This window comes from Sinomicrobium endophyticum (genome assembly GCF_052983315.1).
In genome coordinates, this window is record NZ_JBRKIS010000039.1 from 109,516 (window position 1) to 131,326 (window position 21,811).

Genomic DNA, 21,811 nt, shown 5'->3' on the forward strand with positions numbered 1-21,811 from the left:
TTAGGTGAGTTCAATTTTAGTTGAGGCGTGTAAGTGCCTTTCCGGATCTTCCTTTCTCAGGAACATTGGTATATTGAGCGTACCATCCTAACCCGGAAGGTTTGCCAGTACCCTGCGGATTTCCAAAGAGGTAAAACAGCGTGGAGCCTGAGGGTGGGATCTTCAGAAGACCGAGAAATTTTAAGGCGATCTCTGTCATCATCAGCAGGAAAGCTTTCTGGTCTTTGTTATAAACCAGTTTGATCTGCCCGATAGACAAACTCATTACGGACTGAAGACTGATAAGTCTGGCGCCTCCGCCTGTTCCCGGAAGCATCATACCGAGTTGCGCTTTATAAGCGTCTCCCGTACTTGCCGGTGACCAGGCCGTGACCAGGTAGGACGTAAGGTTTACTTTTCCGGCTAGTTCGCCGGGTGTTCCCATATTAACCCGGAATCGAAGGCCGTACCACGTCTCTCCGGCAACACCGGCCATTCGGATATTGCTCAGCACCTGAAGATAACCCATCTTTTTGGGGTCTATTTCCGCCTTGCCTATAATAAAAGATTGAACATCCAGCGCCAGGCTTAAAAACAGGCTTTCTTTTCGGGCTGTACTCCGGGCAATATCAAAAGTAATCTCAGTGCTGTCAAAGGTATAACCGGCCTGTACCTGCCGGTTGGCCATTTCTGCCTGTTCCTGTGCTTCTTTGGTGAAACTCATTGGAATAGCCAGGTTAGAATAACGGAGTCCCTGCAGGCTTTTGTCCTGTCCGTCCTCATTTCCGAATGAAAAGATATCGAATGTCCCCTGATCCGGATCCGAGACAACCGCATAGTCCAGGTAACCGGAAAGGTCGAATGAAGTGTCTATTTTTCCGGAAACCGTACCGTCGTCCTGAGTGCTGAGCAATACATTGTTGATCTCTACTTTCCTGAGGATATTATTGTCCGGGTAGAAAGAACTATTGCTATCGGTACCCATGGCATAGACTGCCCGGCCATTGGTTATCTGCAAACTCCCCTTAAGCACAATGGTGTTCAGCGAATTCCCTAATGTCCCCATTCCGGTGATCCTGCTACCGTAGAGCTGGTTAAGTGTTAACTGTGCGTAACTTTCAAAGCTTTTGACCGAAGTATTTTCAAACCGGACCTTGAGGGTAAGCAGGCAAAAATCGTAGTTATTGTTGTTGGAGGGTGTCACCGGTTCCACCTTATTGTTCTCACCAACACCTTTGAAGTACGGATCTTCATAATAGATCAATCCGAAAATGGAGCTGGATTCTTCGATAACGGGGCCATTATCGCCGGGTTTGACAGGGCTGATGTCTATGGCAAAGTGATGTGCATTGAAATTTTGCGGATAGCGGACACCTGCCATGATCCCGGTCAGGTTGGCCGGCAATTTTCGCAGGTCGGCCCTCAGAAATAATATTCCTGTCCAATCCGGATCGGTTGCTATACTGTTGAATTTTTTGAAGTAGGGATTGTCACTTTGCCTGGCTGCTTTCTCAAAATAGTTTTGAATCCACTGGGACAGGATGATCAACTCATCGGTATTCTTATCCGGACCCTGTGGGCAGGCAAAGGTGTTGGCATTGGTCCATTTATCGGAGTTCATCACCAAACCGTCCGGGTCCTTATGTTCACTTCCCTTTTTATCATTCCCCGGGGTGTAAAGGGGCCCTTTTCGTCCCTTAATGATCATTACGTTGCTGTAATCGTTGTAGGTAATGCTCTTTTTGCTTCCTGCATTGACCTGAATACCCCAATCTTCGATTTGCATATAATTCGGGGGAGGTGGGTTGAGTGAAGTTGTTCCGCTGCCAAACCCCTGCAGGTTGGCATCATTTGCTACTACCAGGAAGAGGTCGCTTGTTTGTAAGGCCTGCAACAGGGCTTCATTTGTTTCGTTCTGATCATTTTGAAGCGGAAAATACATACTGAATTCCTCGCCGTCAATTTTGTTCTGGCCGAGAAGTACTTCATCCCAGGTATAATCATTCTCCGTCCCGGAAAGTTTGGCGATCAGGCCGGAGGGTGTGGAAGTGGTGATCTGGCTGGCTTCGGCCTCCCTGTCCTTATTGGTAAACATAGCGTTCTTTACCGTTTTGCCACTGGCTTTGGCCACCAGGTTCCTGCGGATTCCACTGAGTATCTGGGATTCATACTGCTCTGTCTGGCCGGCAGAAAAACCATTGCTTCCGTCTCCCGGGCTTATACCGCTATACGGCGCCATTGGAAAAAAAATATCTTTACCGGTATCAAATTCGAAGCCCGGGGTAGTGTGTCCGTATACCGGGGCGTCTTTTCCCTGGATAGAATCCGTACCGAACAAGGCCGATCCTTTGGGTTGTGCCACATACATGACTTGTTGATCCCCGCCCCGGAGAATGGTGGCCCATGATGTTGTATACATATCATTCATGATGCTGGCATCCAGAACCGGTGGAGCTGCTACCGGCGATACCGGCTCAAAAGGGAATTTATCCGAGAAAGCGGGACTATTAGAAAGAAAACGGATTTTATCCCCTACTCCCGACGGATCAGCTGTTGTAATTGTAAAGAACTCCGTTCCCTGCAGGCCACAGATCAGGTTTACCTGGCTTCCATCCGGTATACTCCCGTTCTGAAGCAGGTAGTCTCCTTCGGGTGCCAAATGGAAATTCTGCAATGAGGTCGAAGTTTCTTCACCCGGGCTCAACACCATTCTTGCCGGCAGGATGCCGTTTTTTGAACTGACGAGTGGAATGAGGTTCAGGGTATTTCCATAGATGGTTTTGTAATAAGATACCAGTTCCGTTCCCGACCGGTCAAAGTTTTTACCCTCAAAGTCAAAATATGTTCTGCGGGATGCATATTTCTCTGCAACGGTACTCCCGGTAAATACCTTATTGAACGGATCGGACGAATCGATACATATCGTAAATTTTATCCGGTCCGAACCGGAAGGAAGCCCGCCACTCGCAATGGGTAACCATTCCGAAAGTTTGGTGTGATCTTCTGCCGGATGCGGAAAAAGGAATTGAAACCCCCATTTCAGGTCATCGTATAGGGATTGACGTGTAATATAGGTCTGAAAGGTAACACAGCCGGTTTTTGCTCCTGCAAAATCCAATGTGCCCTGTGTACTTTGTGTTATGGCCGGAGCTGCCGGACCTCCGAATGAAAAAACCGGTGAACTGGTCGTGGTGCCGAATTTTAAAGTCGTACTCCCCGGAGGTAAGGAAACAGGCATACCGTTACCGATTATAAAAGTGAGTTCCGGGTCTACCAACGGGGCCTGTAATCCCGAATTCACAACACTCCCATTTGCGGACAGACCTAATAAACTGGCTGTATCCGGTGAAATTTTAACCGGGTTTGTGAGCCATACAATACCCCTGTCGTTTTTAATGATGTTATTATAAATGTCTTTAATAAAGTTTCCGGCTTCTTTTTCGTCAGATATATCCGGTGTTCTTGCCGAAAAAACAAAGCTCCCGGCGTATTTCTGTTGGGAAAGGGCTTCTTCCAGGGAAATAGTCGGCTCCGGATCCTTAACGCTTTCGGGGAGTATAAGGGCCAGAAAGCCGGTATTCGAATCCTTGTTATCCGGAAGATAGTAATTGCATTTACCCGGGTATTGCTGAATGAAGTTCATGGGGCATGGGGTTGGATTATTACATAAATAGCTGGAAGAAGGAACCCGTCTATGGACCGGGAGATTCCTTTTCTTTACAAATGGCTGTCTATCCTTTTTCCGGCTTTGCGTTTATTCCCGGTATGGCAATGGTTACTGAACAAGTCCAGGGAGGGAATAATTGGTAACAGCAGGAAGATAATCAGGGTTTCCTGCTGTTACTCAGAAATATGTTAGTTGGTAAATGTTATGGAACAAGCCATAGCTTTCTGATTGGATTGGCTTTTATCCGACTCGTCGTATCCGCTCATGAAAAAGGCAATGGTATATGTTAGTCCTATACCGATTTTCACATTGTTGAATGCAAGTGTCCCGGAGGCTGCGTCCAGGTTTGCCGGGATAACATAATCCGGCGGATTATTGTAAGATGGCTGACCTGCCCTCCACAGTCCACACCAGGCCTTATTGGATTGGGGCGTAATATTATCCGGCAATTTATAACCGAAAGCCACAGATGTTGATCCCACGTGAATCAAGGATAAACCTGATGCAAAATCTATCTGATCTGAAGAAGTCGTATCCGGGATATAAACCGATGAACAAATGTTCCCGTACTTCTGCCCCACAGATAATGTCGGGCCTACGGAATAGCCTATGATATACGTATCCTTAGTAACCGTTAATCCCGTAAAGTTCATGGAACCCGCAGGGGTATTCGTATCAATGGGTTGCGTTTTTAATGGAGGCGTATTCCAGGGGATGGAATTGGTATTTTGCCAGATAGCGACAAAGTGTCCGTTTGAGTTTGGCTGGCACCCCGGAAGGTTGGTATAACTGATACCAATTGTGTCTGCCGTAACATAATCGGCTTTAATGACTGTTTCGTGACTTTGGGTTGATGATAATATCATCGATTTTTCTTTGCTCATGATAAGATTTTTAGGTTAATTATTTATATAAAAGCTTTCTGATAATCTCCTGTATTAAAAGTGAGTATTGCTGCTGCGGTAGTCTCTTCTTTTCCGGTGAAGTATACCAGCGTATATACACTGTTGATCCCCACCACAATATTATTTATTGCTACATTTCCTTCTGAGGAATCCGAACTTATTTCAGTAAACCCCAGGGGGTTCGTACTATTAAAAGGGGAATAATAACCTTTCCAGATCCCTATCCAGTTTTTGTATGTCTTTGGTCGGTAACCGACAAGTGTCCTGTAGTTTATCGACACGGAATTGGAGCCTACCGCGTTCAATCCGATTGAAATGCTGGTCGGAGCGCCGCGCAATCCCCCGGCACTTAATATCGTACTGGCTGCAATGTCAGTATAATCCGGTCCGCAGGCATATCCTATCGTGTATGAAGAAGCGGTGACGACAAGATCTGTCATTACAATAGTCCCTGTCTGTGCATTCCCGGATATATCTTGTTTTTGTATAGGATCCTGTCCCCAGGGTATAATGGTTTGATTCCAGATCGCAACAAAATTTCCGTACTTATGGGGCAGATTTCCCGGGAGCCCGGAATATCGCAATGATATCGTATCTGCCGTAAAATTATCAACGGTAACAGTAACAATATCCAGATTGGTAGTACCAAGTTGAACATATAGTAGTTTACCGCTTTGTGAATTCATTTTTTCGGGGGTCCTCCGGTTAATTTAATTCTTCTGTTTATTTACGGATATTTTTTCATATACCGGCGTTCTGTTTCACATGGCAATTGTATAAGCTGTATTCCCCCGGTCAATCGGGGAAGCCCGTAGTTTTTGCCTGGTTATCACATTGAACCGTTCTGTGTTAAAGATCTGTCACGCAATATTCTGCCGGGGATTGTCATCTAAGGTTTACCGTAATAACCTTTGATTATGACATATTGTTAATCCGGAGTTACATTACTATGAATCCCATTCAAAGTAACGAAAGGAAAGGGGCATATTTTAGCGTAGAAAGTACCAAATTCTATTTTCCGTATTTATACGGAGCCGAAGTGTTGAGGGGGGATATAAATTTCATGAGCTATGGCGTAAACAACAAGCCCGACCGTGTTTTTAGCACCGATTTTTTCCAATATTCTCTGCCTGTGGCTTTCCACTGTTCGCTTACTGATAAAAAGTTTATCCGCTACTTCCCGATTAGTATATTCCGAACAAATAAGTATTATAACTTCTATTTCTCTGTCCGATAAGTTATCGACAGGGCCAAAACCGGGCTTTTTGGACTTGCTTTTGACATAATCCACAAGCATCCGGTGATCTTTCTGGCTAAAAAAAACACCGGTTCTGTGAACGGCAATTATGGCTTCAAGAAGCTGGTCCCTGTCGGAGGATTTTGGTATAAAGGCAGAAACCCCCAGTTTGATCATGTGTCCGAACATCGTATTCCTATAGTGCGAAGAAAGAACTATAATTTTTAAATCGGGATATTTCTGTTTTAATATTTTTACCAGGTCAAACCCGTTCATGGGCTTCATCTGAATATCAATAAGCGCTATTTCCGGGAAATTCTCAGGAGAAATCTCTGATAATTCTGTCAAAAATTTACCTCCTTCATCTGCCGTCATAACGATAGATATTTCCTTCAGGCCCGATAATAACAGGTTTAATCCTTCCAGAAACAAAGATTCATCGTCCACAAGGGCAATTTTAATCGGCGTATTCATGGTTTAGGAATTACAATAATTAACCGGCATCCGTTATTTTCTCTGCTTTTCCATTTATAAAAGGCGTTCAGGGCTTTTATTCGTAATGCTATATTCCTGAGGCCCATTCCTTTTCCCGGGGAATCCACTTTAAAACCTGTTCCGTTATCGGAAAGGACAACACATAATTGGTTTGCCGAATCTCTGAGATGGATCAGCATTTGCGTAGCTTTCGAATGTTTTATAACATTACTTGTGAACTCCTGAATTATCCTGCAAAGTTGTAATTCAAATGCAACATCTTTTTTGGTGTATTCATGCTTCAGTACGAATTGAACAGGCAAAGAAAATTTTATATTGGCTATCAGTTCTTCTATAGTAAGTACAAGCCCGAATCGTTCCAGATTTACCGGATATAAAGAATGAGAAATATTTCTTGTGATGTCTATCAATTGATGTATCTGATGACCGATAATTCCTTTGGAACGCTCACTATTCCAGGTATCGGGATTATTAAGCCATACAGATAATACGTTCAACCTATTACTGACATCGTCATGCAGCAATATTGCAATACGTTCTCTTTCACTTTCCTGGGCTTTGACCTGTTGTCTTAAAATATTCTTTTGATGTTTGATTTCCTGTTCGTGCTGTAAATTTTTCTCATTGATTATTTTTTGAATAAAGGCTCTGTACATCAGTAATGAAAAAGCAATGATCATGATTAAAACAATGATCATAATGACCAGGTAGCTGGTATTTACGCTTATTTCTTTAGCTGCCAAAAGGTATAACATGATGCACCATATAGAATTGATGATAGCACATTGTTCATTCCCCAAACAATAGATGCGTTTTGTGAATTCAGGTCCGTCAGTTGATATAACAATAAAAACAGGAATAACGAAACGGTATAATACAGGAACAGCCCCCCGTAAATAATCAAAAAGCTATTTTCTTTTTTAAATTCCTTTAATCCCCTGATCAAAGAATAGGCGGCAAAACATGCTATGAATAAATGTGAAAATACTTTTCCATAACCTTCTCCTGCTTTTTGGGAATGATACCATAAAAATGCTGCCTCAATAAAGATAAGAAGAGCGATTAATCCGATGGAAACGTACCATTTATACGAAAGTTTTTGTCCTGAAATAAACATACTCATCAGTAAAAAAAATTCACCTCCTACGTAAAACGGATATATGAAACCAGTGTTTCGTATATAGGTCAGGATCAATATTTTTGTCAGCAACTCTATGCAAACAATAAAACCTAAATAATACAAATACCTCCTGCCTGTTTTATGCAGCGCATAATATCCGGAGCACCCGATTACAAATGAAATGATTAACAGGCAATTAGACAGAATGAGGGTGCCATAATAAAAATCCATTCTACTGTATTCGATTAACTGAAGACATCTGCATCAGGTTCTTCTCTGCAAAATGGAGGGCAGGGTTGCGACCAATCCATAGTATTACTGGTCATTTCAGTTTCGTACATATCCGCCATGGAACTCATGGATTGGGTTTGCACGGAGGTATTATTTACAGAGACGAAAATCAAAACGGGTATCAGCCTGTTATATATACTTGAATCCTTAAACGCAAAAAGACATATAACTTTATTATAATCATTGTCTCCGTTAATTAAATCGACAAACGGAATGGTGAATGTATTGAATATCCTTTTTCCTTTATAATCGGTACATTCGTGATAAAACCAATCCAGACAACTATTTTTCCAAAGTTCAACTTCTTTAAGAGAGACACCTTCGGGAATGGTAGGTTCGTTATAAACAGATGATTCTATCTCATTGTATACGGATTTAATTTCAAGATCTTTAGACAGCGTGGTTCTTTTAACCGATACGGTTTCTTTTTTTTCCGAGAGGACCAGTTCCTTATCCAGGGGCTTCAAAGGAATTGCCAGATAAGAGGGAAGAGGGACTTCCTTTCCGTCTTTATCCAGTGGTACAACGATTAAAACAAATTGTTTGTCATGTATTCCGGCATACGTGTAAAAATGCTTGTTTTTATTATGTTCGGTTACCCAGTCACAGGCTGTACGGTTAAAGTGGAATACTGAGGTCGGACTAATTAAATGTTCTATTTCAGAATAATTGGTTTTTGTGCTTTTCCAAGCCATAACAGCTTGTTTGCATTCGTTTTTTTTTAAAAGTGGGTTCATTCTTGTTGTATTGGATTTGGGGTTATAATACTATTTGTCCATATACATCAAAAATACACTTTTTTTTCGAAGCATTCTTCAATCCGGGAAGAAAGCCTGGCTAAAACTATCTTAATCTTTTGTTTTTTAAAAAATACCGTGCCTGAAATAAAAAAGCACTTACAAAACAATTGTAAGTGCTTGATTTACTTAGTGGAGAAGATGGGACTCGAACCCACGACCTTTTGACTGCCAGTCAAACGCTCTAGCCAGCTGAGCTACATCCCCATAATGTCATCGGTTCGGGCAAAATAACCGCCTTTCCCGTTTCAGGGGGCAATATTACGCATTTTTTTTATTACACCGCAAAAAAATAATCTCTTTTTCATTTCGCAAAAAAGGCTGGCATCACAGCCAGCCTTGTCGTCATCTACAGGTATAAAGCCTGTTATTTATTCATATAATCCTCTATTTCCTCTACTTCCAAAGGGATATCTTTCATCAGGTTTATCGGGTCACCGTGCTCCTGTATTACCATATCATCCTCCAGGCGGATTCCCATTTTTTCCCCCGGTATGTAAATTCCCGGCTCCACCGTAAATACCATATTCGCGGTCATCGGTGTTTTCAACGCGCCGTAATCGTGCGTATCCAGTCCCATGTGGTGCGATGTTCCGTGCATAAAATATTTTTTATATGCAGGCCAGTCCGGGTTTTCGTTTTGCACATCGGCTTTGTCCAGTAATCCCAGGCCCAGTAATTCGGAAGTCATTATCTTTCCTACTTCTTTGTGATATTCGGCCCACATCGTTCCCGGGACCAGCATTTTCGTAGCTTCTTTTTTCACCCGTAACACGGCGTTATACACCTCTTTCTGCCTGTCGGTAAAACGTCCGTTCACAGGAATGGTACGGGTCATATCACTGGAATAGTTGGCGTATTCCGCTCCGACATCCATGAGCAGCATGTCCCCGTCCTTACACTGCTGGTTGTTCTCTATATAATGCAGCACGCAGGCACTGAACCCGGAACCTACTATGGGCGTATATGCAAATCCCCTGGAACGGTTTCGTAAAAACTCGTGCATGTACTCCGCCTCAATCTCGTATTCCCACACCCCTGGTTTTACAAACCCCAGTACACGTTTAAAACCCTTTTCGGTAATGGTACAGGCCTGTTGAATCAAAGCTATTTCCTGCGGCTCTTTTACTCCCCTTATATTCTGGAGTATCGGGTTGCTTTTTTCCCATTTGTGCGCCGGGAACTTTTCTTTACACCATTTTATAAAACGATCTTCCCTCGTCTGTGTCTCCACAGCCTGTCGATAGTGTTCGTTCGTATTGAAATACACCGTTTCGGCTTCGGTCATAATACCAAAAAATACCTTGTCAAACTCTTCAAGCCAGTACACCGTCTTTATACCGCTCACCTCATAGGCTTTTTCTTTGTCCAGTTTTGCACCTTCCCATATGGCTATATGCTCATTCGTTTCCCGCACAAAGAGTATCTCTCTGTGCTTTACATCGGTCGCGTCCGGAAAGAGCACCAGTATGCTTTCTTCCTGGTCCACGCCGCTCAGGTAAAAAATATCCCTTGCCTGTTGAAAGGGCATCGTACTGTCCGCCCCCACAGGATATACATCATTACTATTGAAAACCGCTATACTTCCGGGCTTCATTTTTGCGGTAAACTTAGCTCGGTTTTTCACAAACAGGTTCCTGTCTATAGGGTCGTATTTCATAATGGAATAACTTTTTTGAAGATTGTATTGTCCGGCACTATCGCCGCAAAACAAAAGTATAAATTTGCCCAGGAACTCCACATTTTATTCTCTTAAAGTTTAAAATGTAACACTTCGGGTTACAAAACCCAAACACCTTCTTTATATTCATTCTAAATTCTCGTGAAAACAAGACCCAAAGTTTTGCCAAAATCTTCTTCCGCAGTATTTTTGTCAGGTTAAAAAACTACTAAACCGATGAGTGGAATTATAAAATCTTCCATTGCCAGAAAAGTATCCATGGGTCTTTCTGCGCTTTTTCTATTAATTTTCCTTTTACAACACTTTCTCATTAACTTCAGTTCGGTTCTCAGTGCTGATATGTTTAATGAGCTCTCCCACTTCATGGGAACCAACCCCCTGATTCAATTTGTGATGCAGCCCGTTCTTATTTTCGGTGTTGTATTTCACTTTGTTATGGGTTTCATCCTCGAAATACGGAACAAAAGCGCGAGAGATGTGAAATACGTACAATACCAAGGCAGCGCCAATTCTTCCTGGATGTCCAGGAACATGATATACAGCGGCATTGTGATCCTCGCTTTCCTCGGGCTTCACTTTTACGATTTCTGGTTTCCGGAAATAGTACACAAATATGTTCATGCCCTTCCGGAAGACCCGCACAGGTATTTCGGGGAACTCGTGGTGAAATTCCACGATCCGATAAGAGTAGCACTGTATTGCCTGGCTTTTGTTTTCCTGGCACTACACCTTTTACACGGGTTCAGTTCTTCTTTCCAATCTGTTGGATTTAACAACAAATACACCCCCGCTGTCAAAAAAATTGGAAAAGCTTATGCAATACTTATTCCTCTGGGATTTATATTCATAGCGCTTTTTCACTATTTCAATTCACTATAATTCGCAATTATGGCTACTTTAGATTCCAAAACACCACAAGGCTCTTTAGCAGATAAGTGGACCAATTATAAAAACAATATCCGGCTGGTAAACCCTGCCAACAAACGCAAGATAGATGTTATTATCGTAGGTACGGGCCTTGCCGGCGGATCGGCAGCGGCAACCCTGGCCGAATTGGGATATAATGTAAAGGCATTTTGCTACCAGGACTCTCCACGCCGGGCACACTCTATCGCCGCCCAGGGTGGTATTAACGCCGCCAAGAATTACCAGGGTGACGGGGATTCCGTATACCGGTTATTTTACGATACTATAAAAGGAGGCGACTACCGTTCGCGCGAAGCCAACGTATATCGTCTTGCGGAAGTTTCCGCAAATATCATAGACCAATGTGTGGCCCAGGGCGTTCCTTTTGCGCGTGACTATGGCGGACTCCTGGACAACCGTTCTTTCGGTGGCGTTCTCGTGTCCCGTACTTTTTACGCGAAAGGACAGACAGGTCAGCAATTATTACTGGGAGCATACTCTGCCATGAACCGGCAGATCGCCAAAGGTAAGATCACCATGTACAACCGTCACGAAATGCTCGACGTAGTTGTTGTAGACGGTAAAGCAAGGGGTATCATAGCCCGAAACCTCATCACCGGGGAGATCGAAAGACATTCGGCACATGCGGTTGTCATTGCTTCGGGAGGGTACGGAAACGTATTTTTCCTCTCTACCAATGCCATGGGCTCTAATGCCACCGCAGCCTGGAAAATACACAAACGGGGGGCTTACTTTGCCAATCCCTGCTACACGCAGATACACCCTACCTGCATACCCGTTCACGGAGACCAGCAGTCCAAACTGACCCTGATGTCCGAATCGCTTCGTAACGACGGGCGTATATGGGTGCCTAAAAAGCTGGAAGATGCCAAAGCGGTACGCGAAGGAAAACTCAAACCCACCGATATCGCCGAAGAAGACAGGGATTACTACCTGGAAAGACGTTATCCTTCTTTCGGTAATCTCGTTCCGAGGGACGTTGCTTCCAGGGCTGCCAAAGAACGTTGCGATGCCGGCTTCGGAATAATAAACAACAGCACCAACGAAGGAGTGTTCCTGGATTTCTCTTCCGCTATAGAACGATACGGAAAAGAACAGGCGCACATACAAGGTATCCACAATCCTTCCAAAGAAAAGATCCTCCAGCTCGGTGAGGAAGTAGTAGCTTCCAAATACGGAAACCTCTTTGATATGTACCAACAGATCACTGATGATAATCCGTACAAAACACCGATGAAGATATACCCTGCCGTACACTATACCATGGGAGGTATATGGGTAGATTATAACCTGATGACTACCGTACCGGGACTTTACGCCATAGGAGAAGCCAATTTCTCCGATCACGGGGCAAACCGCCTGGGGGCCTCTGCGCTTATGCAGGGACTTGCCGACGGATACTTCGTGTTACCATACACTATAGGAGATTACCTCGCCGATGATATCCGTACCGGTCCGATCCCTACGGATACCCCGGAATTTGATGCGGCAGAAAAGAATGTCACTGACAGTATCGAACAACTTATCCATAACAACGGTAAACACTCCGTAGATTATTTCCATAAAAAGCTGGGACTTATTATGTGGAACAAAGTGGGAATGGCCAGGAATGCCAAAGGACTTTCCGAAGCTATCCACGAAATCGCCGAGCTCCGGGAACAATTCTGGAAAGAAGTAAAAGTGCCGGGAACGGCAAACGAATTCAACCAGGAGCTGGAAAAAGCAGGCCGTGTCGCAGATTTCCTCGAACTCGGAGAATTATTTGCAAGGGATGCCCTGGAAAGAAACGAATCATGTGGCGGACACTACAGGGAAGAATATCAAACCGAAGAAGGAGAAGCCAGGAGAGATGACGAAAACTATACTTATGCAGCCGCATGGGAATATACGGGAAAACCGTCCGAAGCCATCCTTCACAAAGAAGACCTCAAGTTCGATAACGTGGAACTAAAGACCCGTTCCTACAAGTAGAGACGCCATGCATGGCGTCTCCACAATAAAGGAGATATAGTGTCTCCGAAACAAAGGAGACATCGGGTCTCCGAAATAAAAAGACACACAGTAGTGTACCTCAAACCGGGAACCTTAAGGTTCCGAAACGAGACCACTGGTCTCAACACAGTATAACGCATAACGAAATAACAAATGAATCTCACACTAAAAATATGGCGCCAGAAAAACGCGGATGCGAAAGGCGGCATGGACACATACAAAGTAGAGAACATTTCACCGGATAGCTCTTTCCTGGAAATGCTGGATATTCTCAATGACCAGTTGATAAATGAAGGAAAAGAGCCCGTAGCTTTCGACCATGACTGTCGCGAGGGTATTTGTGGTATGTGCTCTCTGCAGATCAACGGACAACCTCATGGTCCCGGCAGAGGGATTACTACCTGCCAGTTGCACATGCGTAAATTCAAGGACGGAGACACCATTTACATAGAACCTTTCCGCGCGAAAGCTTTCCCGGTGATCAAGGACCTGGTTGTAGACCGGACTTCTTTTGACAGGATACAACACGCCGGAGGGTATATTTCCGTCAATACCTCCGGAAACACCCAGGATGCCAATGCCATTCCGGTAGAAAAGCACAATGCCGATAAAGCCTTTGATGCGGCAACCTGTATAGGATGCGGCGCCTGTGTGGCTGCCTGTAAAAACGCCAGCGCCATGCTCTTTACCTCGGCGAAAGTATCGCAGTTCGCTTTACTCCCCCAGGGACGCGTAGAAGCAACGGAACGCGTGCTGAACATGGTAAAACAAATGGACCTCGAAGGCTTTGGAAACTGCTCCAACACCGGAGCGTGCGAAATAGAATGCCCTAAAGGTATTTCCCTCGAAAATATTGCCAGAATGAACCGGGAATACCTTAAAGCAAGCGTAAAATAAAAAGGATAAAATTTCTTTATATACTTCGGGACAGGTTTTTTCACCTGTCCCCTTTTTTTGTCCGGGGCAAACGCATTATATAGGAGAGGTAATTGGCAATCCGTAAGTGGTAACTGCAACCTGGAACTTGTAACTTGGAATTTTAAACGTTGCCACTATACGTTTACCCTGTTTTTTGTCGCGGTTATTTGTCCGCAAGAAGTACACTTACCGCATTACCTCCGAAACCTACGGCATTCACCATCACCCTGCGTATCTTTTCCGGCGCTTTCTGTGCCATCCCAAACGGCACGGCGATAAACTCCGATTTCCGCATCATTAACACACCGAGCTCCAGGCTGAGCATTCCCGAAGCACCGAAACTGTGCCCCACCTTCCATTTATTTGTGGTTAATGCAGGCATATCCTCCCCGAATACCTTGCGGATAGCGTTGTATTCCGATGAATCCCCTTTTATAGTGCCCGGTGCATGCATGACGATAACATCCACTTCTTCCGGAGCCACCTGTCCCAGGGCCATACGCATGGATTGTTGAAAACAGTCCGCATCTGTGGAGATCGACGTATTATGCCGGAGCACTTCCGTGGCATACCCTACGCCCTCTATCAAAGCCAGGGCATTTTCTTTTCTGCCGTCTTCCAGGCAGGCCACTGCAGCACCTTCTCCCAACACCATGGTATTGACATTTTTATCCATATCCAGGGCACGGCACGGATATCCGTCCAACGCTTCCCTGGCGTAAACCTTCAGGGCTTTCATCTGGGCAATAGTAAACGGCGTTAACGGCGCTTCACTCCCCCCGGTAAGAAATTTATCCGCCATCCCGCTGCGTATCCAGGCAACGCCGTTTAACAGGGCATGTAGAGCCGTAGAACAAGTGATGGAATGGGATATTTGCGGGCCGTTGGTCTGCAGATCGTGCCCTACCCAGGAAGAGATATTCCCCAATGTAGTCGTAGGAGAGGCAAGTGTACCAGCCTTACCCCGTTCCAAAAAATCCTTGTGATATTCTTCAAACAAACCTGTAGCCCCCCGGGAAGATCCTATATTGATGCCAAATTCAGCACCTTTCCCCCAACCGGCCTGCTTTACCGCCTTCCTCGAAGCACAAAGCGCATAAAGGACAGAATTATCCAGGTTCTTATATTTTATATCCGCGTTCCGCACTTTTGCAACCTCTTGCGTTGCCCTTTGCGAAAGCGCGGATATAAATGCTTTATCAAACCCGAAATCTCTTTCTGCAATAAGGTGATCCGGTTTCAGGTAACTCTCCCATACGGAAGCAGGGTCCGTACCCAGAGAAGAAATAGAAGATATTGCCGTTATGGATATTGGTCTTTGCAAAACTTTTTGCCTGCAAAGGTAATCAATTATCCTCCCCTTCCCGGAAGTAACAGGACAATATGGATTCCAACGCTTCTTCTCCTTTATTTATATCCTGTATCTTTTGCAGGATGCCTTCCGGTAGTATTTCGCGCAGCGGCTGTTCCACGTTCATAATGTGGGCAAAAGCTTCGGCAATTGACCTGTCCCACTTCTTGTGATATTTCAGAAGGTCGTCCGGATAAACTATACGTCTCCTGGTACCTTCGTGAACGGCGCGAAAGGGACGGGATATGTTCAGGTAACCGTAATCATCGGTCAATTGCTCTCCCGGATAAATATCCCTTATGGCAATCTCAAAGTCATAAGGGGTGGTAAGGCAGTTACTTCGAAAACTGTGATTAACATACTTCGCATGGTCCCAGCAAAGCACATGGTCTCCCCTGTTGTTCCGGAAGGTGTAAATATCGAGAATGTTCTTGTAAAAATCGCTCATGGCATCGATCTGAGCGGAAGAGAGCACAATGTCCAGCTTATCCTGGACCCAGGTAATTGTTCCCTTGGGGATCAATTTTGTAGCCACAACGCCGTAACCCATTTCGTCCGAAATGAATTGCAGCTCGGTATGCGGGTGAATCATCTATAATATACATATCATACTACGAATGTATATTATTTTTCGATTCGATGTACCGGTGTACCTGAAATTTTTATATCCTTCTTTTAGTCCCCGATCCTGCCTTTAACATACACTATCCGGCACGCCCTCACAATACCTCATCCAGGGCACGCTCTATGGTCTCGTATATCTTTTCCAGCTGTTCATCCGTAACAATATACGGGGCAAGAATGTAGATGGTGCTTCCCAACGGACGCAAAAAGACACCGTTATCCATAAAAAAGCGAAACAGCCTGTCCCGGAGATTACCATAACGCTCCATTTGCACACGGAGGTCCATGGCATAAATAACGCCGAGCTGCCTGGTGGATGCTACTTTGGGATGTTCGCGTATCTTTTCGTCAAATTTCCGGTGCGCGCCGATTACCCTTTTTATATTTTGTTGCATTTCTTCCGACCGGAGGAGTTCCATACCGGCAAGAGCAACAGAACAGGCCACTGGATTTGCAGAATAGGTATGGCCGTGAAAGAGCCCTTTGGAAATATCATCGCTGTAAAAAGCATCATACACAGCCTGTGTACAACTTGTAATAGCCATTGGCAGCATTCCTGCCGTAAGGGCCTTGGACATGCTCATCACATCGGGCAGGTTCTCCATATATTCGGAAGCAAAATTTCTGCCGGTCTTGCCGAAACCTGTCATCACCTCATCAGCTATGGTAATCACATCGTTTTCCTTACAAATAGCGATCAGGTTGTTCAGTCCATCCGCATCGTGCATTTTCATGGCTGCCGCTCCCTGTACCAACGGTTCGTATATAAAGCCGGCCACATTTCCTTTGCCGACGATTTCTTTTAATCTATCCGCCACTTCCGTATTGTTCTCTCCATCCGGTACGGGAATACGCTCTACGGTAAGGAAAAAATCCTCGAACGGACCATTATAGACGGATAAGCCGGAAACAGACATCGCCCCGAACGTATCGCCGTGAAATCCTTCTTCGAAAGCCACCAGGACATTTTTCTTTTTCCCGCGGTTAAAATGATACTGTAATGCCATCTTTATAGCTACATCGGATGCGGTGGAACCGTTATCGGAAAAAAACAGTTTTTGCTGATTATCGGGCAATATATCCATCAGTGCTTCCGACAGTTCCACGGCCGCACCGTGTGTAAAACCGCTGAATACCACGTGGTCGAGCCGCTGCATCTGTTCATGGGCCTTCCGGACAATATAATCGTTACAGTGGCCATACATACAGGTATACCAGGAAGCAATACCGTCTATGTATTCCCGGCCTTCTTCATCGTACAAAACGGCTTCTTTGGCCCGGGTTATTGCTATCGCCTCCGGATGTAATTTATGCTGTGTCAGGGGGTGCCAAAGGTGTTTTTTATCGCGTTCTGAAATATTTGTCATGAAGAGTCGTTATTTATATTACCTTGCAAAGATCAGAATTGTAGCTAAACCTGACTAACATTGAACCTATTAAAACACGGGATTAACATAAATTATTCCCCGTTAAAACTGTATCAGATCTTCCTGATTTTCCTGGGAGTAGCTTTGTTTATTCGTTTTCCCTTTTTTTTCCGGGATTATATAGACCGGGACGAGAGCACTTTTATTCTGATGGGGCAAGCCTGGACGGATGGGCACCTGCCTTATACCCACCTCTGGGACCTGAAGCCCCCGGCTGCATTTCTCTTCTTCGCTGTAATTATTAAGATCTTCGGAAAAAGTTTTATTGCCATACGCCTTGCAGGCACAATAGCTATAGCCATCTCTTCACTTTACCTATTTAAGATCGGCGACCGCCTGTCCGGGAGAAAAGTGGGGTTCTGGTGCGGCATGCTGTATATCTTTTTATCCAGCCTGTTCGGAAATCTGCAGGGGGTGATGACAGAGCACCTTTCTATGCTATTTTCCATTCCCGGGTTCTGGTTCCTTATCAAAGCCACAAAAAACAGGCATATTTTCCTGGCCGGTTTTCTGTTCGGTATTGCAGCCATGATAAAACTCAACCTGGCCTATCCCATATTGTTTACGGGGCTTGGGCTTATGTTTTTCGAATTCCGGTCCAAAAGCATCTACGCCGCCATAAAAAGCGGTTTTATATACGGGGCGGGTGTTGCCATTCCCGTATTGCTTACGGTTATACCCTACTATGCCGATGGCCTTTCCCTCATATGGTGGGAATCCGTTATACTGGCGCCGCTGCATTACGACACTCCGGATCCCACGAATAATATTAAAGCCTTCACCGACCTGTTGCCTTTTATCGGTATTGCCGCACTCCTGATCTTTGTCAACCACAGAAAAAAATGTTTCCCGAAATTATGCCGGAACTATACCTATATTTTGCTTGCACTTGCGGGAACAATGATCTCTTTTATACAATCGGGCGAAATGAACGGTCATTACCTCATTCAGCTTTATCCCTTTTTAATCCTGCCCCTGGCAGTGATTATAAGCCACATCCATTGGTTCGGGAAAATAGCTTATACCCCGTTTGCTGCCGCCATAGTACTACTTATACAGTTCGAACCCATTAAGGAGTATTGTTTTCTGGGAGACCGTGTCCTTGACGGAAAATCTCTTTACAACGGTGAGGGTATAGAAGTTCCGGAATATCTCCGGGCCAACATAGGAGATGTACAGTCTATCTTTTTCCTCGAAAACCATATAGGTTACTGGCTTGTTGACGAACAGCCCCCCACCAAATCCGTTACCCATCCCTCTAACCTCGACCGCGAACAGCTATACCAGTTTTACGACAATCCGAGAAAAAACAGTGTGGAAGAACTGCAGTATATATGCTCGGTCATCAACCCGCAGATCATTGTAACGGAAAGAGGAAAAATACCTTTTATGAAAGACAATACTCCGGATAATATTTACTTTAAAAATATCCTGGCCAAAAATTACCGGTTTTTAAAGAGAATAGGAGAAGCCGAGATATACCAGCGAATACCCTAAAGTGCACGCAATACGGGAGAAAACAGTTCCGCATATTTTTTTACCACTGCCTTGTCAAAAAACACCTCTTCGGATATTCTTCCCAGGATACGTACTTTTCCCATCTCTTCTATAATACTTTCCGTAGACGGATTTTCATCACCACTGATGATTATCCCTCCTATCTGCTTTCCTCTTTGCTTCAAGGCCTCTATGGTCAGAAGTGTGTGATTTATACTCCCCAGATAGTTACGCGACACGATCAGCACCTTATAATCCGGCTTTATCAGATCCGCAATAGTTTCCGTATTGTTCAGTGGCACCAGCAAACCTCCCGCCCCTTCTATGACCAGGTCTCCGGTAACTTCCGGTTCTGTTACTTTGGCAGCTTCTATACGGACCTCATCAATCTCCGCCGCCGCATGGGGGCTCATAGGTGTTTTTAACGCATAACTATTGGGATGTATTTTGGTTTTCGGATTGGATATAAGCCTTCCTATCTTATGGGAATCCGAATCGTGGAGATCACCGGACTGTACAGGCTTCCAGTAATCGGCTTCCAGGGCTTCCGTAACTATTGCAGAAACAATGGTTTTTCCAACTTCCGTGGAAATGCCGGTGATAAAGAATTTCGAATAGGTCATACATTAAATTTTTTCTTACACACTTCACAGCGGTATTCATATTTTACGTAAAAAGGAAGAGCGCCGAACAAAAAGCCAAACAGGAAAGATATAAAGGATTTAAAATCGGTAACATTAGTAAAATACTCTACTTTATCACTGTTGCAATTAGGACACTGAATAGTATTGCCTTCATCATCCAGGGAATATTTACGGATCATTTTTAATATCCGCAAGGCTTTGTCCCTGTCTTCCCCGCGTACTTTTAATTTCACTCCCCCGATAGCATTACTGATGAGAGGATCTACATCGATGGTGTGATGGTCCGCCATAACAACTTCTACACCTTCGGCTTCCAGCCTGCCTTTGATTACCAGTGCCTCTGACGAGTATTGAAATGTGGCTACGGTTATAAACGTATCTCTCATAGCACAAAAGTAGCCAACAACTTCAACACCTCCGAAATTTCCTCTTTCGTATTATAGTTGTGCAAACAAAAACGCAGCCGTTCCTGCCCGGCGGGAACTGTCGGAGAAAGGATAGCCCTGACGTCAAAACCTTTTTCAACCAGATGTAAAGCAATGTTTTTAACCTTTTCATTTCCGGGGATAACACAACAATGTATTGCAGAATCGCTGGGGACAAAAAAAGTATCCACCCCCAGGTCGTGCAGTACGGATTTGAAAAAGGATATATTTTCACGGAGGGCTTCTCCCGGATATGAGCCGGATAACACACCATAGGCAGCCTGGATAGTAGCCACGGAATGCGCAGGCAATGCCGTAGTGTAAATCAGGCTTCGGGCAAAATTCACCAGGTAACTCTTTAGTTTGGCAGACCCCAGAACAGCCGCTCCGTGACATCCCATAGCTTTACCGAAAGTAACTATCCTTGCAAAAACACGGTCTTCCAGGCCGAGTTCCTGTACCAGTCCTTCACCCTTATCACCAAAAACACCTATCGCATGCGCCTCATCTACTACAAGATATACGGAATATCTCCCGGCCAGGTCGGCCATAGCACGAAGATCGGGCGAATCTCCGTCCATAGAGAACACCGATTCCGTAACTACGTAAATATGCCCTTCCCTTTTACCGCTATTATCCCGGACCCTTAACAACTTTTTCTCCAGGTCTTCCACATCATTATGCCGGAATTTGTATGCATCGGCAAGCCCTGTTTGTATTCCGTCCCGGATACTGGCATGTATCCATTCGTCATAAAACACCACATCTCCCCTTTGCGGGACACTGGAAAAAAACCCCGTATTGGCATCATAGCCCGAATTAAAAACCAATGCCGCTTCCGAACGATGAAAGCCGGCCATCATTTTTTCGGTTTCCGGGTAAAGATCGTGATTCCCGGTCAATAATCGCGATCCCGTAGCCCCGTTCCGAACATCACCTCTCCTGTTCAGGATACGGCCGGCTTCCTGAAAAACCGTCTTCGATGCCGACAAGCCCAGGTAATCATTGGAAGAAAAATCTACCGCGGCAATGGGCCCGGGAAGCTTTCGCAAGGCATTTTTTTCTTCCCTGCTTTGCAGTTTCCTCTCTAATTTCTTCGGAAATTCCATAAGAACCAAAGGTAAAAAAAACCGGCAAGCCCCGGACGGTAAATTATATATTCAAAAACCGGCAAAAAAACACATGGTTTATAGTGTTTTTAACCGGGTTTATTTTATTTTTGTAGAGTAACACCCTCTCCCGGAAATGAGGAACGAGCACAAAACGGGACCGAACGGGAAGTCACTACAACGTTTTCGTAACTCAAGCTTACGTAAACCCAGCATTGACAGGGCATAACAACCTATCAACAACAATCGGTTTTCTTTGCAAACTAGCTAAAGTTCCTTAACAAAAAATATTGTTTTCCCCCGCTTTGCGTTAAAGTTTCTTAAAAGCATTTCCAAATGCAGATTTCTGCCATATCTTTGTATCATCAAAAGGGGTGGTGCCCTTTTGTAACTTTAAGTAAAGTTTTCATAATTTAAAGTTTTGGTTGGTTAATTAAGAGGCCCGGAATTTCCGGGCCTCTTGTTTTTGTGTATGGTTGAAAGTTTGTTAGTTGGTAGTTTTGGAGTTGCCGGGTTACTTCGAGTTTAGGAAACACACAACTTCTACTCCGGAAAACATCCGTGAATTCGTGGCTAAAAAACAACCGACAAATACAATTTCTTTCGCATTCCAACGAAATAACGGATCAGGCCCAAAACTTAGGGACAGGCAAAAATACGGGGCAATCCATATGAAAAATGGTCCTCGTGTATTTACTGGTAAAAACCCCGTAATCTTTCTATCT

At 44.5% G+C, this 21,811-nt stretch carries 17 protein-coding genes and 1 tRNA gene; 4 read left to right on the plus strand and 14 right to left on the minus strand.

Annotation, left to right across the window (positions count from 1 at the left end; genetic code table 11):
- Positions 1 to 16 precede the first annotated feature (16 nt).
- The 8 genes from ACVBDU_RS14120 to ACVBDU_RS14155 form a co-directional block, all read right to left on the minus strand.
- On the minus strand, positions 17 to 3,622 hold the full coding sequence (locus ACVBDU_RS14120; protein WP_447180380.1) for a hypothetical protein: 3,606 nt from the start codon (positions 3,620 to 3,622) through the stop codon (positions 17 to 19).
- Positions 3,623 to 3,834: 212 nt separating this feature from the next.
- Positions 3,835 to 4,530, minus strand: coding sequence for a hypothetical protein (locus tag ACVBDU_RS14125; RefSeq protein ID WP_447180381.1), 696 nt, complete (start codon positions 4,528 to 4,530; stop codon positions 3,835 to 3,837).
- 23 nt (positions 4,531 to 4,553) lie between these two features.
- Complete coding sequence (locus ACVBDU_RS14130; protein WP_447180382.1) at positions 4,554 to 5,237, minus strand: hypothetical protein; 684 nt, start codon at positions 5,235 to 5,237, stop codon at positions 4,554 to 4,556.
- 338 nt (positions 5,238 to 5,575) lie between these two features.
- Positions 5,576 to 6,262, minus strand: coding sequence for a response regulator (locus ACVBDU_RS14135; RefSeq protein ID WP_447180383.1), 687 nt, complete (start codon positions 6,260 to 6,262; stop codon positions 5,576 to 5,578).
- The gene (locus tag ACVBDU_RS14140) at positions 6,259 to 7,038 is read right to left on the minus strand and encodes a sensor histidine kinase (RefSeq protein WP_447180384.1); all 780 of its coding nucleotides are present in this window, start codon (positions 7,036 to 7,038) and stop codon (positions 6,259 to 6,261) included. Before ACVBDU_RS14140 ends, ACVBDU_RS14135 begins: the two co-directional genes overlap by 4 nt.
- Before the next feature lie 610 nt (positions 7,039 to 7,648).
- Entirely contained in the window at positions 7,649 to 8,389 is a 741-nt protein-coding gene (locus ACVBDU_RS14145; protein WP_447180385.1) for a hypothetical protein, read from the minus strand.
- A gap of 235 nt (positions 8,390 to 8,624) precedes the next feature.
- Positions 8,625 to 8,698, minus strand: a tRNA-Ala gene (locus ACVBDU_RS14150).
- 160 nt (positions 8,699 to 8,858) lie between these two features.
- Positions 8,859 to 10,151, minus strand: coding sequence for an aminopeptidase P N-terminal domain-containing protein (locus ACVBDU_RS14155; RefSeq protein ID WP_447180386.1), 1,293 nt, complete (start codon positions 10,149 to 10,151; stop codon positions 8,859 to 8,861).
- Positions 10,152 to 10,388: 237 nt separating this feature from the next.
- On the opposite strand from ACVBDU_RS14155, the gene ACVBDU_RS14160 reads away from it, so the two are divergent.
- The 3 genes from ACVBDU_RS14160 (at position 10,389) to ACVBDU_RS14170 (ending at position 13,988) form a co-directional block, all read left to right on the plus strand.
- Positions 10,389 to 11,051 carry a succinate dehydrogenase cytochrome b subunit gene (locus tag ACVBDU_RS14160; RefSeq protein ID WP_447180387.1) on the plus strand — a complete coding sequence of 221 codons (663 nt, stop codon included), beginning with the start codon at positions 10,389 to 10,391 and terminating at the stop codon, positions 11,049 to 11,051.
- A 9-nt stretch (positions 11,052 to 11,060) separates the two neighbouring features.
- The gene (locus ACVBDU_RS14165; protein WP_447180388.1) at positions 11,061 to 13,070 is read left to right on the plus strand and encodes a fumarate reductase/succinate dehydrogenase flavoprotein subunit; all 2,010 of its coding nucleotides are present in this window, start codon (positions 11,061 to 11,063) and stop codon (positions 13,068 to 13,070) included.
- 174 nt (positions 13,071 to 13,244) lie between these two features.
- Complete coding sequence (locus ACVBDU_RS14170; protein WP_447180389.1) at positions 13,245 to 13,988, plus strand: succinate dehydrogenase/fumarate reductase iron-sulfur subunit; 744 nt, start codon at positions 13,245 to 13,247, stop codon at positions 13,986 to 13,988.
- 184 nt (positions 13,989 to 14,172) lie between these two features.
- On the opposite strand, the gene ACVBDU_RS14175 is transcribed toward ACVBDU_RS14170, so the two are convergent.
- The 3 genes from ACVBDU_RS14175 to bioA form a co-directional block, all read right to left on the minus strand.
- A complete protein-coding gene (locus tag ACVBDU_RS14175; RefSeq protein ID WP_447180390.1) occupies positions 14,173 to 15,333 on the minus strand; it encodes a beta-ketoacyl synthase N-terminal-like domain-containing protein in 1,161 nt (386 codons plus the stop codon).
- Positions 15,334 to 15,355: 22 nt separating this feature from the next.
- The gene (locus tag ACVBDU_RS14180) at positions 15,356 to 15,952 is read right to left on the minus strand and encodes an SET domain-containing protein (RefSeq protein ID WP_447180391.1); all 597 of its coding nucleotides are present in this window, start codon (positions 15,950 to 15,952) and stop codon (positions 15,356 to 15,358) included.
- Positions 15,953 to 16,079: 127 nt separating this feature from the next.
- Complete coding sequence (gene bioA, locus ACVBDU_RS14185) at positions 16,080 to 17,351, minus strand: adenosylmethionine--8-amino-7-oxononanoate transaminase (protein WP_447180392.1); 1,272 nt, start codon at positions 17,349 to 17,351, stop codon at positions 16,080 to 16,082.
- 60 nt (positions 17,352 to 17,411) lie between these two features.
- Between bioA and ACVBDU_RS14190 the strand changes: the two genes are divergently transcribed.
- Complete coding sequence (locus ACVBDU_RS14190) at positions 17,412 to 18,908, plus strand: ArnT family glycosyltransferase (RefSeq protein WP_447180393.1); 1,497 nt, start codon at positions 17,412 to 17,414, stop codon at positions 18,906 to 18,908.
- Here ACVBDU_RS14190 and bioD read toward each other — a convergent pair.
- From bioD to ACVBDU_RS14205, 3 genes are read right to left on the minus strand one after another with little or no spacing between them, the layout of a single operon-like run.
- A complete protein-coding gene (bioD, locus tag ACVBDU_RS14195) occupies positions 18,905 to 19,531 on the minus strand; it encodes a dethiobiotin synthase (RefSeq protein ID WP_447180394.1) in 627 nt (208 codons plus the stop codon). The genes ACVBDU_RS14190 and bioD overlap by 4 nt on opposite strands.
- Positions 19,528 to 19,938 carry a putative signal transducing protein gene (locus ACVBDU_RS14200; RefSeq protein WP_447180395.1) on the minus strand — a complete coding sequence of 137 codons (411 nt, stop codon included), beginning with the start codon at positions 19,936 to 19,938 and terminating at the stop codon, positions 19,528 to 19,530. The genes bioD and ACVBDU_RS14200 overlap by 4 nt, the downstream gene beginning before the upstream one ends.
- Positions 19,935 to 21,086, minus strand: a complete 1,152-nt coding sequence (locus ACVBDU_RS14205; protein WP_447180396.1) for an aminotransferase class I/II-fold pyridoxal phosphate-dependent enzyme — start codon at positions 21,084 to 21,086, stop codon at positions 19,935 to 19,937. The genes ACVBDU_RS14200 and ACVBDU_RS14205 overlap by 4 nt, the downstream gene beginning before the upstream one ends.
- Positions 21,087 to 21,811 lie beyond the last annotated feature (725 nt).